Source organism: Mycobacteroides franklinii (assembly GCF_002013895.1).
GTDB classification, from domain to species: Bacteria; Actinomycetota; Actinomycetes; order Mycobacteriales; family Mycobacteriaceae; genus Mycobacterium; species Mycobacterium franklinii.
In genome coordinates, this window is the sequence record NZ_MAFQ01000026.1 from 19,063 (window position 1) to 34,621 (window position 15,559).

18 protein-coding genes are annotated in these 15,559 nt (G+C 63.0%); 5 read left to right on the forward strand and 13 right to left on the reverse strand.

Going from position 1 to position 15,559, the window contains the following annotated elements; translation table 11 throughout:
- Positions 1 to 143: 143 nt before the first annotated feature.
- Together B4393_RS26590 and dcd are read right to left on the reverse strand one after the other, a co-directional pair.
- On the reverse strand, positions 144 to 485 hold the full coding sequence (locus tag B4393_RS26590) for a hypothetical protein (RefSeq protein ID WP_078316057.1): 342 nt from the start codon (positions 483 to 485) through the stop codon (positions 144 to 146).
- The gene (gene dcd, locus B4393_RS26595; protein ID WP_236743266.1) at positions 466 to 2,196 is read right to left on the reverse strand and encodes a dCTP deaminase; all 1,731 of its coding nucleotides are present in this window, start codon (positions 2,194 to 2,196) and stop codon (positions 466 to 468) included. The genes B4393_RS26590 and dcd overlap by 20 nt, the downstream gene beginning before the upstream one ends.
- Here dcd and B4393_RS28250 point away from each other — a divergent pair.
- Positions 2,173 to 2,367, forward strand: coding sequence for a hypothetical protein (locus tag B4393_RS28250; RefSeq protein ID WP_236743267.1), 195 nt, complete (start codon positions 2,173 to 2,175; stop codon positions 2,365 to 2,367). The genes dcd and B4393_RS28250 overlap by 24 nt on opposite strands.
- An 87-nt stretch (positions 2,368 to 2,454) precedes the next feature.
- Here B4393_RS28250 and B4393_RS26600 read toward each other — a convergent pair whose 3' ends face one another.
- Positions 2,455 to 2,946: a hypothetical protein gene (locus B4393_RS26600; RefSeq protein WP_005112744.1), complete on the reverse strand. Its 492-nt coding sequence runs from the start codon at positions 2,944 to 2,946 to the stop codon at positions 2,455 to 2,457.
- Positions 2,947 to 3,351: 405 nt separating this feature from the next.
- On the opposite strand from B4393_RS26600, the gene B4393_RS26605 reads away from it, so the two are divergent.
- On the forward strand, positions 3,352 to 3,720 hold the full coding sequence (locus tag B4393_RS26605; protein ID WP_078316056.1) for a helix-turn-helix transcriptional regulator: 369 nt from the start codon (positions 3,352 to 3,354) through the stop codon (positions 3,718 to 3,720).
- Positions 3,721 to 4,034: 314 nt separating this feature from the next.
- Here the strand turns inward: B4393_RS26605 and B4393_RS26610 are convergent, their stop codons facing one another.
- Entirely contained in the window at positions 4,035 to 4,733 is a 699-nt protein-coding gene (locus B4393_RS26610; RefSeq protein ID WP_078316055.1) for a hypothetical protein, read from the reverse strand.
- 62 nt (positions 4,734 to 4,795) lie between these two features.
- Between B4393_RS26610 and B4393_RS26615 the strand changes: the two genes are divergently transcribed.
- Positions 4,796 to 5,059 carry a helix-turn-helix domain-containing protein gene (locus B4393_RS26615; protein WP_078316136.1) on the forward strand — a complete coding sequence of 88 codons (264 nt, stop codon included), beginning with the start codon at positions 4,796 to 4,798 and terminating at the stop codon, positions 5,057 to 5,059.
- Positions 5,060 to 5,347: 288 nt separating this feature from the next.
- A complete protein-coding gene (locus B4393_RS26620; protein ID WP_109558416.1) occupies positions 5,348 to 5,806 on the forward strand; it encodes a hypothetical protein in 459 nt (152 codons plus the stop codon).
- A gap of 251 nt (positions 5,807 to 6,057) precedes the next feature.
- Here B4393_RS26620 and B4393_RS26625 read toward each other — a convergent pair whose 3' ends face one another.
- The 4 genes from B4393_RS26625 to B4393_RS26640 all read right to left on the reverse strand — a co-directional run bounded on the left by B4393_RS26625 (position 6,058) and on the right by B4393_RS26640 (position 8,830).
- Positions 6,058 to 6,471 (reverse strand): arsenate-mycothiol transferase ArsC, encoded by a 414-nt coding sequence (locus tag B4393_RS26625; protein WP_078316053.1) that lies wholly within the window; start codon positions 6,469 to 6,471, stop codon positions 6,058 to 6,060.
- 74 nt (positions 6,472 to 6,545) lie between these two features.
- Positions 6,546 to 7,214 (reverse strand): arsenate reductase ArsC, encoded by a 669-nt coding sequence (locus tag B4393_RS26630; RefSeq protein WP_078316052.1) that lies wholly within the window; start codon positions 7,212 to 7,214, stop codon positions 6,546 to 6,548.
- Between the two features lie 3 nt (positions 7,215 to 7,217).
- The gene (arsB, locus tag B4393_RS26635; protein ID WP_078316135.1) at positions 7,218 to 8,330 is read right to left on the reverse strand and encodes an ACR3 family arsenite efflux transporter; all 1,113 of its coding nucleotides are present in this window, start codon (positions 8,328 to 8,330) and stop codon (positions 7,218 to 7,220) included.
- Positions 8,327 to 8,830, reverse strand: coding sequence for an ArsI/CadI family heavy metal resistance metalloenzyme (locus B4393_RS26640; protein WP_078316051.1), 504 nt, complete (start codon positions 8,828 to 8,830; stop codon positions 8,327 to 8,329). The genes arsB and B4393_RS26640 overlap by 4 nt, the downstream gene beginning before the upstream one ends.
- A 94-nt stretch (positions 8,831 to 8,924) precedes the next feature.
- Here B4393_RS26640 and B4393_RS26645 point away from each other — a divergent pair, with 94 nt between their 5' ends.
- On the forward strand, positions 8,925 to 9,284 hold the full coding sequence (locus tag B4393_RS26645) for an Rv2640c family ArsR-like transcriptional regulator (RefSeq protein WP_078316050.1): 360 nt from the start codon (positions 8,925 to 8,927) through the stop codon (positions 9,282 to 9,284).
- Between the two features lie 229 nt (positions 9,285 to 9,513).
- On the opposite strand, the gene B4393_RS26650 is transcribed toward B4393_RS26645, so the two are convergent.
- Genes B4393_RS26650 through B4393_RS26670 form a run of 5 tightly spaced genes read right to left on the reverse strand, consistent with a single transcriptional unit; the run spans position 9,514 to position 15,396 of the window.
- Positions 9,514 to 9,912: a DUF6262 family protein gene (locus B4393_RS26650; protein ID WP_078316049.1), complete on the reverse strand. Its 399-nt coding sequence runs from the start codon at positions 9,910 to 9,912 to the stop codon at positions 9,514 to 9,516.
- Positions 9,905 to 12,157 carry a tyrosine-type recombinase/integrase gene (locus tag B4393_RS26655; RefSeq protein ID WP_078316048.1) on the reverse strand — a complete coding sequence of 751 codons (2,253 nt, stop codon included), beginning with the start codon at positions 12,155 to 12,157 and terminating at the stop codon, positions 9,905 to 9,907. Before B4393_RS26655 ends, B4393_RS26650 begins: the two co-directional genes overlap by 8 nt.
- Positions 12,144 to 13,352, reverse strand: coding sequence for a tyrosine-type recombinase/integrase (locus tag B4393_RS26660; protein ID WP_078316047.1), 1,209 nt, complete (start codon positions 13,350 to 13,352; stop codon positions 12,144 to 12,146). The genes B4393_RS26655 and B4393_RS26660 overlap by 14 nt, the downstream gene beginning before the upstream one ends.
- Positions 13,353 to 13,367: 15 nt before the next feature.
- Complete coding sequence (locus B4393_RS26665; protein ID WP_078316046.1) at positions 13,368 to 14,570, reverse strand: helix-turn-helix domain-containing protein; 1,203 nt, start codon at positions 14,568 to 14,570, stop codon at positions 13,368 to 13,370.
- Between the two features lie 58 nt (positions 14,571 to 14,628).
- On the reverse strand, positions 14,629 to 15,396 hold the full coding sequence (locus B4393_RS26670) for a hypothetical protein (RefSeq protein ID WP_078316045.1): 768 nt from the start codon (positions 15,394 to 15,396) through the stop codon (positions 14,629 to 14,631).
- Positions 15,397 to 15,559 lie beyond the last annotated feature (163 nt).

Below are 15,559 nucleotides of genomic sequence, written 5' to 3' on the forward strand. Positions count from 1 at the left end.
CGCGAGGCGGTTGGGGAACGCGCGGCCGGACACTGCTGCCCTGGGTTGCCGTTCTGCGGCGTCAGCCAAAATGGGCGCCGCTGTGGTGCCCCCGGTGGCCGCCGTGGGCGGGTCCTGCGCTAATGCGGGGCCCAGCGGTTGTTCTATGTCAGGGGTGTGGGGCTGCCGCAGAGCTTGTCTAGGCCGTATCGCAGCACCAGCACTGAGATGGAGAGAACGGCGGGCAGGCCGGCCAGCGTGCTGAGGGCATCGGCGATGGCTGCCACCAGGGTGGTGCTGTCGGCGTAGCTGCGCCGTAGCGCGGTGACGTGCGGGTCTGTGCAAATCTTCTGAGCGAATTTGGGAAGATTGCTGCGAAAGTACTGCTCCCCGGCGTTTTCGGCGGAGTCGTCGTCGGCGGCGCTCTTGTCTACAGCCCGCCCGAGGGCCGCGTAAAGCTCGGAATCCGGCGCCGCCAGCAGTTGATCAACCTCTGGTGTTCCCATCTGTTCCCCCTTGTGATTTCTCGGGTCGCCCGCGCGTGGCTTCCACGTTAACGGCTGTGCTGGTGCGCGTTGAGTAGTTGCGGATGTTGCGCAGCGTGTTCAGTTCGGGGTCGGTTTTGATTTTGGAGAATTCCGGGCCAGTGGGGCATTCATACTTGCGGGCGGTTTCCGCTGAGGGGGCATGCGGTGAGGACACGCCGAAAAACATGAGCTGCGCCACCCGTTCGCCGGGTGTGATCGCCAGTGGCATCTTGCCTAAGTTCACCAATTCCAGGGTCAGGCAGCCCCTGAACCCGGGATGCACTTGTACTGCGGTGGCGCTCAGAAGTCCTAGCCGCCCATAGGATGAACGGGTAATGACTTGAGCGCATAGGTCCGAGGGCAACACGATGTATTCCAACGTTGATGCCAAAACCATTTGGCCGGGATGCAGGTAGAACTCGTCGCCCCAGTCCTTTTCCAGCCGCGATTGCATCGATCGGGGGTCCTGCAACATTTCCAGGGCGTTGAACGACGCGTTTGATGTCTGCTCGAAGACGATGAACTGGTTGCTCAGTCGCAGGTCCACGCTGGCTGGGCCCAGCGCCCCGGGAAGCATGGGGGTGATGCTGATCTGGTTGTCGTCCCCGTTGTTTATCCGGGTACGGAAGTCGGCGTTAGTGAGCACCCCGGGCCCGCCCACCCAATCGCAGCTGGCGTGGTCTTCATGGATGGCGCCGTCGGCGCTCGTCCATAGTTTGATGAAGTAGAGATCATCGATCGCCTTGAGGGCCAGGCGGTCGATCGGGAACTGCGTGCCCGCAGAGCGGGCACGCCAATAGGCGTTGACGATGTCGATGACGTCGTGGGGTGTATCGGGTGTGAAGGCTCCCGGTATGCCTTGCGACAGGAGGCGCGCCAGAGCATCGACATGGGGTTCGCGTTCGGTGGCGCAGTAGGAGCGTTCCTTCGACCACGAACGCACTGCGTCCCAAATTGCTTGGGACTGTGTACGAATGGCGTCGCATAGCAGAGCGCTTTGGGGGTGCGTGATCTTTTCATCGCCCAGGTACTGCGCACTGAGTGTGCGGTGATCGGGTGCCTCAGCTGTCATATCAGCCAACCATGCAAGCATCAATTCGGCTCGGAACAACGTTGGCGGATGGGTTTTCGTCGGCGCCGATGGGTCGCCGAGCGAATGAAGAAATTCGAGGCTGGCCGCGACAGCGGCTGGCCCGAAAAGATCGACGGCATAGGCATCACAGACCAGTTCCTCGACCCATTCGTGCAGGACTTCCTCAGCACGCCATTGATCGGCGAACGTACTTTCGGCCCCCTGACCGTCTTCCCCCTTAAGTGCAGCAGCGAATTGCTCGGCGATCTGCGCCTCGATCTCTTCGAGCTCAGGAATGTTCCCCGCCAATAGATAGTGATGGGCCAGCTCATGTCCCAAGGTGATGGGAAGCCAGCGAGCTTGTGTTCCCTCGTGCTCGGGTACCGCAATGGACAAAATGTTCGAGGGAGAGCCGTACAGAAACATGGTGTTCCATGAACTGCGATTTCGTGTGGTGAAGTTACCGGGCTTGCCCACGGTAATGACCGTGTCGGCCGCGGGTAGCTCCCACTGACGGCATGCTTCCTGCACGAAGAAAGGCAGCGATTGCGGTACCCGGCTGCGATCTCGGGAGAACAGGTCATCGAATGTGCGGTGCAGGCCGACGAACTGTGTCATCAACAGCCGCAGCTGGCGGGCCAAATCGGCGGGCTCGATATCGTCGGCCGCCAGGTCTTCGTTTACCCGGGCCCGGACCTGATCCACGTACTCGTTGAAAAGCTCGAAAACCCGGCGATGACCGGTGGAGCGGCGCGGGGCATCGATCTGTGCCCGTTCGATCTTCTCTGAGAACCAGGCAATCCGACTTATAAATATCTCGGCAAGGACTTGCACTCGAACTGAGTCGTCCAAGAACATACCCCCAAGCTGAGACAACTACTCAAAAAATTCTGCGGATTCTCCCGAGCTAGTTAACCTGGCATTCATCGTATCGGATAGATCCCGCAAAACATCCCGTGCCCAAGAAATATGGTCGGCATCAGATCTGTTACCGGAGGCGACCTTGTCTAGCACCTGGCTCAAGCTGCGGAATATCTCGATGACTTGAGTTTTCTGATCCAGATCTTTGATATCTTCCAGCGACCTCAGATGCGGTCCGTCCAGGATTGTTGCGCCGGCCAATGCGTGTGCCGAGCGCATGTACCCGCCGTCTGCTGTGCGCGGGCGTGGCCGTGAACCGGTCAGCAGGTCAGCTTCTTGACCGAATCCTTTCGCCAGTCCGGTCAGAACTGCGGTCTCGCGGGGCTGCAGATCCGAACCACGCAACGCCCGCCCTAAAGCGATAACAGCATCCGAGGCGACAAGACCGGCGGAAGCAGCGCGCATCTGGTTGTCCAGCGTGTCATCGACTGTGCTGCTGCCCATCATGGCAACTCCTTTGGTGGAACATCCTTCGGTAAATATGGTGCGGGTTACCCCCGGCGCTGCTACCCGCCCAAAGGCGAGGGTGCCAGGAGCCACCGACATATAGACGCTCAGCGGGGCCGCATCATGATCGGCCTCGCGCCGGCTCGTCTCGTTGCCTGTCGTTATCAAACTTGCCCTCACAACCCACCCCCTTGTGCTGTGGAGAACCCATGGTAGCTCGATAGTGCCAGCCGCGCCCCAGGTATCCGGTGCTTGCCCTTGCATGGTGAGACGAGGCCCATGGTGTTGTCCATTGTTCGGTCAGTTGTGCATAGTCTACTGTGCATAGTCAAGAAAGAGTTGTGACACTCCGGCCAGTGGTGACAGTGGTCCTCGTGACATCAATAAGACGAGATAGAGGGCACGATGTCGACACGCAAGGACCGTGCATTGCGTGTCGTTCACGACACGCAAGCTGTCCAGTCAACTGTGCATCTTGGCCAGGTGTTGCGTGCGCATCGAGAGCGGGCGAAGCTCACCCAGGAGCAGGCTGCTGTGCGGGCCGGTATTACCCGCGGAGCCCTTGCCGCGCTGGAGAAAAAACAATTCCCGGATCCTCACTTGAGCACGTTGCTGGCCCTGATGCTCACCTATCGGCTGGGCTCGCTGGAGGCATTGCTGGGGCCCTCTCATTCCGAAGTGCTCGCCGCCACGTGGCATGCCCAGGGCTGGCAAGGCGGCAAGCCTTCAGCACCTGAGGCCCGCGAGCCCGGACCGTGGGGGCAGGGAAGTTGACGTCCTTGCGATGGCCAGTCATGGACTGCACTGATCCTGACCGACAAACAACTGCACCTCTGCTCTAGCCGAGCCGCCGACAGGGGCGCGTGCGGGCGGCACATAGGCGGCCCGCCGCACCCAGCCGCGGCGTCTTCGATAGCGCAAACCGATACCGAACACGCTGCGATGATCCGGTGCCTGGATCTGGCTCCCCAGTGGTTTGCCGCCGCCATCGTCGCGGGCTGTTCTCGGGCATTGCCATGTTGCAGCTGCGGAAACACGCGTCCAATTCTTCCCGGATGCGCAGTGCTTCAGTGTGTTTGGCTCTTGCGTTAGTTGCCCGCGATGTCATTGACCCACTGGGCTCGTTGCTCACGGGTGGATATCCAGTGGGCGGCGATCTTTTCGCCCACGGCCCGTTGCAGGTTGCGCAGATCGGTGTGGGAGCGCGCCTGGCGGGCGTCGTTGGCCTCGTGATGGATTCGATACCGCTCACGTTCGGTGGGGGTGGCGTGTGAATAGCAGTGGGCGCCAAACATTCCTGCACCGAGGTAGATTGCCGAGTTGGTGCAGTCCTGACCGGTTGTCTTGACCATGCCCGAGCATTTAGGGCGTGCAGCGGCGATGGTCTGGGTGCGGTCGGGCCTGGGCAGTTGGTATAGGTGCCGCTCCAGCCGATCACAGAGCGCAGGCATGGGCATCACCTTCGTTGCGCCCTGGCGCACCGCGGCATTGTGGCGGGCGAAGATGGCTTTGGGGCGCGAGAGGTTGTTGCCCCACCGCTCGTCGAGCTCGGCGCCCTGATGCACGATGCTGGCCGCCTGATAGGCCTCCTGTGTGCCGCGGTGTGCGGCCAGAATGTCATTGGCCAAGTCGGCGAAGTTGAGGTCGGCCTCATCAGGCAGGGTGTGCAGCACCAGAAGGCATTCGAGCATCTTCATGCGCAGTTCGTCGATGACGTCCAGAGCAAGTGAGGACACGCTCTCCTGGGGGCCGAAGTCGGGGTCAAAGTCAGAATCAGTTTCGAACACGATGCAGCAATGTACTACTAGTGGGGCAGACTTTTGGTACGCCCGCCTCATTACTGAGGTGCGTGCCCACCCGACCGAGCCAGAACGACCCCGCGCGTGTAGTTCGGTGGGAGCAGATCCGTTCCGATGTCGGCCGTAGGATTCGTGCGTCCAGATTGCGGCAAGGGCTGACCCAAGAAGAGCTCGCACTGCGCTCGGGTGTGACGCGCAACGTCTTGATTGACGTTGAACACGGCCGCAGGGGCCTGCTTTATGAGCGCTTGTTCGACATCGCCGAAGCATTACAGGTCGGCGTGGGCGTCCTTGTTGAGGATGTTGAGCACTAGGAAGGCCGCGGGCATGGTTGTGCTGGTGCAGCGCCCAGTCTACAGGGCCAAGGGCCGTGCACAAGATGTAATATCAAGTGCACCAACGTGTTCTGCTGGTGCCTGCTGAGATCTGCTGACGTCGCGCGTGGCGATATTGATGTCCGGATGGGTCCGTGCCCGGGCATGGCGCACCGCGGCTAGACGATGCGAAAACAGGCCGGGGCGCATCGCCGGGGGCAGACCCTGCGCATTGGTCACCGCTGGCCTGCGGATCGGGTTGGCAGGCACGTGCGGCACGATAGTGCGATGGCCACTGTTTGGGTATCGACCACCACAGCTGAGGTTGACGCTGATGCAGATCGTCCCGGCGATCACTGGCAGGGGGTAGGGGTTATCGACACCTCTGCGCAGAGCGACTTTTACACGCACATTCAGCAATACATTGGCGTGCGCAAGACGGCTAAGGGCAAGCCCGAGTTCTATCTCAGCGGCGACCCCGACAGTGCGTGGGTGCAGCAGGTCAAGGACAGTGCCGGCGCGCCGCCGCCGTTTTGGATCCTCATCAACCCGTACGGCTCCGGCCAAATCCATTACAGCACAGGAAGTATCAAGTATCTGCTTGGCGCCGACAAGGCAACCATTGTGCACGCGCTGACTCGGCGCGCACCTGAGCCGCATCCGGGTCTGCTTGTCAGACCTGCGATGCTTGCTGTGAAACTCAAACGACGCGCCGGGGACTTGTTTGTCCCCTGCCGCACACGCTGAACGAATAGTTGCGGTGCGCGGTGCCAACACCATTGCGCGTCGGTCCACTGCTGCAACGCTTGCCCGGAAACGCGCTATGGGAATCGGAGCTCGTTGCCTCTGTTCAACTCGACCGCGATCCCCCCGCAGGTCTTCGGGGCCGCGGGCGCCCCACATGTTTCTTAACGCCTGGATCATCAACGCCTCTGGTACGAGCACCATGGCGAGGTTCGTTGAATCTGGGGCAGCGTCCCCGTGCGGTTGGGTGAGCCCTATGTGGTCATGTAGGTGGCGAGTTGTTTTACGCGGGCTGCGATGTCGTCGCGGATCAGGCGCATGCGTTCGATGCCGTCGATGCCGCGTTCTGAGGGTTCGTCGGTGTCCCAGTACTCGATCTGGAGGCCGTCGACGGCGTCGATTTTGGCTTCCCGACCCAGGACCACCACCCGATCGACGGCGCGAAGCAGGGCCGGGTCGATCGGTTTGGGGTGCTCGCCGCTCATGTCCGCTCCTACTTCTCGGAGGGTCTGTGCGGAGAGTTGATTGATGGCCTGTCCGGGATCGGTGCCTGCCGAGTAGGCGTCGATCAGGTCGCCGGCCTCTTTGCGCATGAGTCCTGCGGCCATTTGGGATTTGCCGCCGTTGCGGACGCACACGAACAGCACCGAGGGCTTGCCGGCTGTCATGGTTGATCGGCTCCTTGAGAGTTAGGTACGTGGAATCTATTGCGCACCAACGATATGCAGAGTCATTGCTTGGTTTATCGGGTGACCGGGACGCTGAGTTCAGCGAGCAGGGCGCGGACACGTGCTTCGATGTCGTCGCGGATCGGACGAGTCGCCTCGGCAGATTGTCCGGCGGGGTCGGGCAGGTTCCAGTTCTCGTAGCGTTTCCCGGGGAACACTGGGCAGGCGTCTCCGCAGCCCATGGTGATGACGACGTCGGCGGCCTGCACGATCTCATCGGTCCAGGGTTTGGGGTACTCGCCGGTGATATCGATACCGACTTCGGCCATGACCTCGATGGCGGCAGGATTGATTTCCCGGCCCGGCTCGCTGCCACCTGACCAGGCCACCGCTTGATCGCCGGCCAGGTGGTTGAAGAATCCCAGGGCCATTTGAGAGCGTCCGGCGTTGTGGGTGCACAGGAACAGCACGGTGGGTTTGCCGTCGCTGACCTTGCCCTCGACCCGTGCGAGGGCGTGTAGGCGTTGGCGGGCGAAGCGTTCGGCCAGCAGCGGCAGGAAGTTGGGAACGGTGGCCCGGCTTGCGTATTGCTCGTAGGAGGAGTGCAGGAACCGTTCGATCGTTTCGGTGCCGAAGGTGCCGTCGAACTCAGTCTGCAGCCGGGTGGCCGCGGTCAGCAGGGCATGGCGCTGATCGATCGACAAATCAGTGCGCAGATTATGTGTCACAGGGCTTTCAGTCATGTCCTACTCCGTCACGCTGGTGGTGGAAGGGGTGGGTGAAACTTGCTGCGGGGCTGGGGGGAATCGGTGGCGCAGCGCCAGTGACACGTAGACCAGGGCCACCAGAACGGGTACTTCGATCAGGGGTCCCACTACGCCGGCGAGGGCTTGGCCGGAGGTGGCGCCGTAGGTGGCGATGGCTACGGCGATGGCCAGCTCGAAGTTGTTTCCGGCGGCGGTGAACGCCAGTGTCGTGGTGCGGGCATAGCCCAGGCCCATGGCGGCGCCGAGCAGGTAGCCGCCGCCCCACATGATCGCGAAGTACGCCAGCAGCGGCAGCGCGATGCGGGCGACATCCCAGGGTTTGGAGGTGATCTGATCGCCTTGCAGGGCAAAGAGAATCACGATGGTGAACAGCAACCCGTAGAGCGCCCACGGCCCGATCACCGGCAGGAACTTCGACTCATACCAGTGGCGGCCCTTGGTGTGTTCCCCGATGCGCCGCGAAAGGTATCCGGCCAGCAGCGGGATGCCCAGGAAGATGAGCACCGATTTGGCGATCTGCCACGGGGAGGTACTGATCTCGGTTTGGGGCAGGTGCAGCCAGCCGGGCAGTACCGAGAGGTAGAACCAGCCCAGGACCGCGAACATCACGACCTGGAACACCGAGTTAAGTGCGACGAGAACGGCGGCGGCTTCCCGGTCCCCGCATGCCAGGTCATTCCAGATGATGACCATCGCGATGCAGCGGGCCAGGCCGACGATGATCAGGCCGGTGCGGTACTCGGGCAGATCAGGCAGCAGCAGCCACGCCAACGCGAACATCAATGCCGGACCCAGCACCCAATTCAAGACGAGGGAACCGAGCAGTAGCTTGCGGTCTCCGGTGACGGTGTCCAGGCGGTCATAGCGGACCTTGGCCAGCACCGGATACATCATGATCAGCAGCCCGATCGCGATCGGCAGCGAAATCCCGTCGACCTGAACCTTTTCCAAGGCGGTGTTCAGGCCAGAGACGCCCCGGCCCAGCAGCAGCCCGACGGCCATCGCGATACCGATCCACACCGGCAAGAACCGGTCGAGCGTGGAGAGTTTCCCGGCCGCAGCCGGGGCGGTCGGGGTGCTTGCCTGGCTCATCGAGTCGCGCAGCACGAGGCCGTGGCCTCGGCAGGTTGGGCGCCGTGAGCCGAATCATCGGTGTCGTCTGGCTCGGCGTGATCGCAGGCGCAGGCCTCACCTTGCCCCAGCAGTTCCGGGGTGGTCCCGAAGGTCTCCGAGTCGGCTAGAACCGTGTAGATCTCCCACTTCTCGGCATCGGGTGCGGTGACCCACACCTTGTCCTGGGTGGCGAAACAGCACGTGGTGCCGATCTCCTCTTCGGTGAACATCCCGGCGTCGGTCAGGCGAGCGATCTCGGAATGCACCTGCTCGCTGGAGTCCACCTGTACGCCGAGGTGGTTGATGGTGCCGCCGTGGCCGGGGTTCTCCAGCAGCACCAACTTCAGCGGCGGCTCATTGATCGCGAAGTTCGCATAGCCCGGTTTGCGTTTGGCTGGCTCGGCACTAAAGAGCTTGGAATAGAACTGGATTGCCTCATCAAGGTCATCGACATTGAGGGCAAGCTGTACACGGGACATTGCGCCACCTCCACAACTAATGAGATATTCATCGAACTAGTCGCAAGTATGCCACCTCTTTGACATATGTCAATGCACCGGGGAGAATCTCTGTATGCCCAAAGCGCTGCCCGTGGTGGACACCACTAGCCCGGTGTGTTGTGCGCCGGTGGCCGCTGGCCCCATGTCCGATGTCCAGGCGTTGGAGGTGGCGCTGCGGCTCAAAGCCCTGGCCGACCCGGTGCGGGTCAAGATCATGTCCCAGCTGTTCAGTGCCCCGGACGGTGAGATGATTAGCGGTGACCTGGCCGAGCGACTTGAGTTGAGCGAGTCGACCGTGAGCCATCACATGAATCAGTTGCGCAAGGCAGGGTTGGTGGAGTCAGATCGGCGCGGCATGAATGTTTTTCACCGACCCGTGCCTGATGCGCTGACGGCATTGTGTGCCGTGCTCGATCCGGCCTGCTGCCGATAATCTGGACTGGCGCACGCAGCCAGGATGCGATAAAGAGCATCGCTGGCGCATTTGTTCGGCAGTGAAAGTACCTGCGGTGCAATCGGCGAGCAGGGGCTGGCCGCGGCCATCAAATGCATGGGTCCGTGTTGAGAACCTACCGGGAGGACACCGGGGCGCCGCGGCGGGTGAAGTCGGCTTGTCACCGCCATGAACGCTGTGGCCCGATTCCACTGCTGGCGGAGCTGCTCTAATGCTGACCGTGTGAGAGGCGGGCGATTTCGCCGTGGGCCGCGGCCAGCGCGTCCTCGCGTGCTTTGAGTTCTGCCTTGAGCTTGACGAGTTGGGTTTGTTGGGTGGTGAGCTGGCGGCGTAGCGCGGCCACGATGCTGTTCTGCGCAACAGGCGGTGCGGGTGGGGGTGCGGTGATGTGCAGTGGTGTGTGGGCGCGGATCCGTTCGAGCAGGTCGGGGTGTGCGTAGATGGTTTTGCGGGTGACCTGCGCGGTGCGGGCGACGGCGTTGACGTTTACCGGCTCGCCGCGTTTACGTAAGTGGCGGATAGCGGTGTCGATGCGGCGTCGGGCGTCTTGTGAGCGTTGTTGGGCGTGGCGGCGCAGCCCGTCGGTGCCGCGGCTGTGGTCAGTCATCGCTGTGCCGGTGTCCGCTGGTGTGGTTGATGGCGGATTCGTGGGCGCCGCGGGTGAGGATGGGTAGTTGGGGTCGGCGCCCCGCAGTGGCCGGGCCTGCGATCGCGGTATCGCCAGATCTACTGTCTGCTAGGGCATCTGCTTGGCCGGATAGGCGGGCGATGATGGCCTGTAGTGAGTTGATTTCACGCAGCCGTTCGCTGACCCAGACGTTCTCGTCGGTCAGCTCGCGGCCGGTGCGGTCGGCGAACTGTTGGCGGCGGCCGGCCAGTAGGTGTTCGGTGGCGGTGAGTTGATCGCGCAGATCATCGAGATGGGTGGCGTCGGTGGCGAAGTGTCCGCACGACAGGCAGGCGTTGCCTTTGTCGCAGGATTTCAGCGGCGGCAGCAGGCACACCCCGTTGGGCAGTACCCGGTCGGTGCGCTTGCCGAGTTGGGTCATCTCGTAGATGTCGGCGGGGCTGATCGCGATATCGGCGCCCATCGCGCCGATCTTCTTGTGTTTCAAGAATTCTGCTTCGGAGGTGGCTGCCAAGGTAGCGGCGTAGCGGGCGGTCATCTCCGGGCTTTTGTGGCCCAGGTAGCGCTGCACGACATGGAACGGGACACCGTCGTTGAGTAGCTCGGTGGCACGCGTGTGCCGCAGCCGGTGGGTTTGGGAGAACCGCAGCGGGTGACCCTGGGCATCGGCGAGTCGGTGCACGGCGTCGAGTTTTTTCAGCGCGTTCAGATATGAGGTGTAGGGGCGGGCGCGTTGGCCTTGGTGTTGGTGCACCATTCCCACGAACAGGTACTTGGGGGCCATGCCTGGGTGGCGGCGCGCCAGCCAGCGTTGCTGCTCACGGATGACATCAACGATCTGCTGCTCGATGAGGATGGTGGGGTCCACGCCGTCGACCTTGGTCTGCTGATAGCGCAGCCGCGCCACGAAGATCCCGGCATCGAGGCCGGCCGATGCGCTGGTGCCTGGAATGGCTTGCAGCGGTTCGTGATCGAGCATGAGGATCTCTGAGGCTCGCCGCCCGGTCATGGCCTGCAGCAGCCAGGCCCGGGCGGCTTGCGGATCGCCTAGGCCGGCCATCACCGAGATCTGCCCGTCGGGGTGGGTGAGTACCACCCGCTGCTCGGTGTCGGCGGAGAGCACTGGCAGGTAGGCCAGCATGCGTTGCAGATCGGCGGTGCTGTACCAGGTCAGTTCGCGGGCCCGGCGGGTTTTGCGGGGCAGGTAAGCCGGCGCCCACAGCCGGGTATGGCTGATCCCGATGTCTTTCCAGCGGCTGTTGCCGGTGGCGGCGGCGGCCTCGGTGCCGTGATCGTGCATGAAGGTGTAGAACGCTTGCACCTGGTATTGGATCTCGGCGACCAGATAGTCACTGAGGGTGCCCGATTTGGTGGTGGCCTCGGGGCTGCGCAGGTAGGCCAGAAAGTCCAGGAACACCGCCCGCAGCCGTTCGGGGTCGGTGGTAATCAGCGGATCATCGAGGTGGTTGTTGTCTAGGGCGAACCGGCCCAGGTGCCGGCCCAGGGTTTGGCTGCGGGTGACCGCGGTGGTCCAGGTGAACAGTTGATGGGTGATGGCGGTGCGCATCCAGAACCGCAGCCCTTCGCGCAGCCAGGGCGGTGCGATACCGGCGAGTTTGAGGACGCGTTCGTGATGGGGTTCATGTTCGCGTTGCGGGATCCGGGGGTCGATCCGCAGGTCCCAGGTATCAAAGCTCCACCACGGGGCGGCGGCGGTGCGTACGGCCAGCAGTGTATGGAGATGCTCGACGGTCCATTGCAGGTTGCGGCGGTAGGAGGGGGTGGGCAGGCGATGGCGGCGCTGCTCGAAGAGCACCGTCGCGTGCCGCACAATGTCGGGGACAGTGAAGTCGAGCAGGCTTACCGGCGCCGTGCCGTGGCGGCGCCGGTACTCGGCGGCGGCGCCGGGCAGGGCCGCAGTGAACCAGGCGATCTTGGCCGGGTCGATCCGGCGCAGCCCTTCGCGCCAGCACATGTACACCCACCAGGCCAGCTCGTTGGCGAAGCGCGGCGGCCCGGGCGGGGTGAAGTCATAACCGTCGCATCCGGGTGTGGGTGTGCTGTAGTAGCGGTTCTGCACGAACACCTCGGTGAACGGGGCCGCATCGATTCGGTACACCGGCTCTTGCCACGGTGCAGGCACTTTCGCCCACTGCTGCTCCCATGCCGAACCCGGCCCCTGCTGGTGGCCGGGGGTGTCGGCGGGCGGGTCAATGGTGCTCATCGTGCAGGCCTTTCCAGCCGGCGGCATAGTTCGTCCACTGTGCCGTGGTGCGCATCGCAATGTCTTCGGTCACCCACCCGTAGGTGGACAGGGTGGTTTGGATGTCCAGGTGTCCGAGCCGGCGCATCACCACATGGGCAGGCACACCGGAGGCCAGCAGCGCGCTGGCGTGGGTGTGGCGCAGCCAGTGCGGCGTCCAGCCCTCCGGGAGAAGGTCTTTGGCGGCCCTGTTGATCGAGCGGACTTTGGCGTACACGGTTTCGGGGCGCAGCGGCGCGTACGGGGTGCCGGCGGCGCGGTTGACGAACACGAAATGGGTGTCCAGGTTCGGCACGGCCATGTCTGCGCCGGCATCGACGAGCTGCCACACATACGCCGAATACAACGCTTCGAGGTCATCGCCGACGTAGATGCGCCGCGGCTGGCCCTTGACCCGCACACCGTGCGGATGATCTTGGCGGGCCGCCACATCGATCCACGGGGTGCCCCCGGCGCCGATGTGAAAGTCCTGGTGCCGCAACGATAACGCCTCACCCAGGCGCATCCCGGTCTCGGCCAGGGTGGCGAACAGCAGCCGGTCCCGTAGCCCGGCGGCCGTACCCGACCACAGCCCATCGCTGTCTTGGGTGGCGCACGCATCCAGGATCGTCTGCACCTGCGCGGGCAACAACAGGGGTGTGCGGGCGGCGTTTTGGCCGCGCACCCGGTAGATCGGCCGGTCCCGGGCCCGGCGGCGCCCCACCCCGGCCAGCATCGGGACATAACGAGAGCGGCCCCGTTTACCCAGGGAGCCGTAGAGCTTCTGGTACGGCACATCAAGGTTGTGGGCGTGCGCGTGATAGCGGTAGAACGCCAGCACCGCGGCGGCCCGCTGTTGCACGGTGGCCGCGGCCAGCCAGCTGCCCTCGGGCCCGACCCGGGTGGTCCCGGGCAGGTCCCCGGTGCGCAGATACGTCAGGAACCCGCCGAACAGCGACGTCGAGATCTGTGTCCACCCGGTTTCGGTGTGCTCCAGCAGCGTCCACCAGGCCGCCAGGCCCGCAGCATAGGCGCGGACCGTGTGCGGGGAGGCTTGATCATCGCGCAGGAACCCGATGTACTCGGCTACCGGCGCGATCGGCAGGTGATCGGCACCCACCACCGTGTACCAGCGCGAACCATCGGTTGCATCAAGCACCCGCTGCACACGCGCCACCGCCAGCCCCGCCGCTTACGCCCGCCGGCGCCGGTAGGCGGCGAAATCGGCAACACCACCGGAACCGCTGGCAGTCGGCCGTGTCGGCGGTTTCGAGGCTGGCACGGCCATGCGCTGGCCGACCAGGAATTCCTGCAGCATGTCCAGTGGCCACATCACCCGGTGCGCGGTCAGTGCTTCCGGGGAGCTGACCCCGAACGCGAACTCTATCCACTTGCTCATCAAGCGAGGCCGCTCGGGTTTGCGGTCGTCCCAGCCCGGCTCTGTTCGCCCCCAAGTGAACCCGGTATCGGCGTTGATCCGGGTGTACAGCTGCGTGCGCAGCATGTCGTAGCGCTCGGTATCGAGGGCACCGGAATCGTGGAAATGCCGAAGCAACGCACCCACCGAAATGCCCCACTTCTGCTTGACAGGAAGCAAATTCAGCAGAGACGGGGCGTTCTTGACTGCCTGCGATACCGCGCTGAACGGTGCCAGAAACTCCGAAGCGAACCGCGACGCCTGATCTTCGTGATCATCGGTCAACTCCGCGACATTGGTGTGCAGAATCAAATGCCCCAGCTCGTGCGCCAATGTCCAGCGGGTCCGTTCCCACGAATCGAGTTCCCGCAGCACGATCAGCGGCCGCTCCCGGAACTCGCCCACCCACGTCGAGCAGCCCAAATGTTTCTCCAGCCGGCCGCGTGAATTGTCCTCCGGTGCGCTGCCGCCGAACCGCTCATAGCGCATCACCACCGGGATACCGCCGCGCTCAAGCAGATGCGTCAGATCACCGATCGGGGCGTCACGGTCAGCACCCAGGCACTGGCGCGCATGCAGGGCCGCAGCGACAGGGTCAGGATCAGGGGCCGAGCTGATCTGAACGGGCGGCAGCTTATGGCGCCCGTTCATCTCCAGAAGAAAGTCGCCAGAAAGCGCAATGAACTGCGCCATCCGGTTCTTCTCGGTCTCCGTCGTTGACTTGGGAGCACGAAACAACAACTGATCTGGCTCCACCCGGCACACCGGCACGGAAGTGAAAAACAATGCAGGAACCCGTAACACATCCATCAAGGCAGCCAGCTCGTCCTCGGAGACCTGGGTGGTCTCCGCCCGTTCAAGCCGCGACAAACGCGCACCAGACCAGCCCACCGCCTCCATCACGTACTTTGCTGTCAGTCGTCTCATCAAGCGGGCCTGACGGACCCGCAAACCGAAAATTTCCACCATCTTCGTCATAGCGATCCCGATTCAACACTAAGTGCCGTGACGCTAACCGACGGGTGTGACAAACCCGTCACGCTGGTGCAGGACCAGTACCCTCTTCGCCGTCCTTGCCGAAGTCCTCGAAATCGGAATTGGACGTATCTTCTTGCCGGGTAACCAACTTCGGCAGCGCAGTGGAGGCCACGATAACCGTGTTCGTGCTGTCGTCGATTCCGATCACCGCCGCCAAAAACACCTCGAGAACGTGCAGACTGTCCGGACTCAACGTCCACAAAACGAACCAGTCGTAGCCGGTGGGCTTGCGTTCGAGCTGGTCGAACTCGCCACCAAAGGTGTATTGCCCATTGATGACTTCCGGTTCGGGCACGCCGCCTTCTCCGGCCTTGGCCGCATCTTTCTCGGCCTCTCTCTGCGCCTCGGCCTCGTGGGCCTTCAGCGCCGCCTCTCTCTGCGCCTTGGAGGGGTACACGACCAGCCGATCGTGCTCGGCTACCACCTTCGACGGCGCCTTGCGGACCCGTATCCCTTCCCCGCCGCGGCCGTCCTCCAAAATCGCCGACATGCCCTGCCCGCAGCGCGTCGTCAATGACCCCTTCGGCGGTTTCTCCCCCTCGGGAAGACCCACACCGGCCTCGCGGTCCGTGCGTGCTTTGATCAATAAGCCACGCACCGAAGTGCAATGCAGTTGCCCATGCATCTCTGATGGATCCGAAAAGACCGACTCCCACAACGCAGCCGTCTTCAACACCGCGTCGGCCACGTCCTTGCGCACCTGCGAAAGCGCCGCGTGATGCTGCCGAACCAAGGTGTCGCACTCCACCTGCACTTCTAGGTTCATACCCGAAGGATTCCATAGATGAACCTACTTCGCAATAGGTACACACCGGTTTCTCTTCAGTGCAATTATCACGGCGCATCATCTTAGTATACATGTATAGATCACAAAATTCTATTGTGCCAGAGCAGAATTCAGGAAATCTACATCAGTAAGTTACTGATAA

What these genes read in the sequence shown, in the direction of transcription:
- B4393_RS26590 (WP_078316057.1), bottom strand. Translation starts at nt 485, where the DNA reads ATGGGAACACCAGAGGTTGATCAACTGCTGGCGGCGCCGGATTCCGAG.
- dcd (WP_236743266.1), bottom strand. Translation starts at nt 2,196, where the DNA reads ATGACACAGTTCGTCGGCCTGCACCGCACATTCGATGACCTGTTCTCC.
- B4393_RS26600 (WP_005112744.1), bottom strand. Translation starts at nt 2,946, where the DNA reads ATGATGGGCAGCAGCACAGTCGATGACACGCTGGACAACCAGATGCGC.
- B4393_RS26605 (WP_078316056.1), top strand. Translation starts at nt 3,352, where the DNA reads ATGTCGACACGCAAGGACCGTGCATTGCGTGTCGTTCACGACACGCAA.
- B4393_RS26620 (WP_109558416.1), top strand. Translation starts at nt 5,348, where the DNA reads ATGGCCACTGTTTGGGTATCGACCACCACAGCTGAGGTTGACGCTGAT.
- B4393_RS26625 (WP_078316053.1), bottom strand. Translation starts at nt 6,471, where the DNA reads ATGACAGCCGGCAAGCCCTCGGTGCTGTTCGTGTGCGTCCGCAACGGC.
- B4393_RS26630 (WP_078316052.1), bottom strand. Translation starts at nt 7,214, where the DNA reads ATGACTGAAAGCCCTGTGACACATAATCTGCGCACTGATTTGTCGATC.
- arsB (WP_078316135.1), bottom strand. Translation starts at nt 8,330, where the DNA reads ATGAGCCAGGCAAGCACCCCGACCGCCCCGGCTGCGGCCGGGAAACTC.
- B4393_RS26640 (WP_078316051.1), bottom strand. Translation starts at nt 8,830, where the DNA reads ATGTCCCGTGTACAGCTTGCCCTCAATGTCGATGACCTTGATGAGGCA.
- B4393_RS26645 (WP_078316050.1), top strand. Translation starts at nt 8,925, where the DNA reads ATGCCCAAAGCGCTGCCCGTGGTGGACACCACTAGCCCGGTGTGTTGT.
- B4393_RS26650 (WP_078316049.1), bottom strand. Translation starts at nt 9,912, where the DNA reads ATGACTGACCACAGCCGCGGCACCGACGGGCTGCGCCGCCACGCCCAA.
- B4393_RS26655 (WP_078316048.1), bottom strand. Translation starts at nt 12,157, where the DNA reads ATGAGCACCATTGACCCGCCCGCCGACACCCCCGGCCACCAGCAGGGG.
- B4393_RS26665 (WP_078316046.1), bottom strand. Translation starts at nt 14,570, where the DNA reads ATGACGAAGATGGTGGAAATTTTCGGTTTGCGGGTCCGTCAGGCCCGC.
- B4393_RS26670 (WP_078316045.1), bottom strand. Translation starts at nt 15,396, where the DNA reads ATGAACCTAGAAGTGCAGGTGGAGTGCGACACCTTGGTTCGGCAGCAT.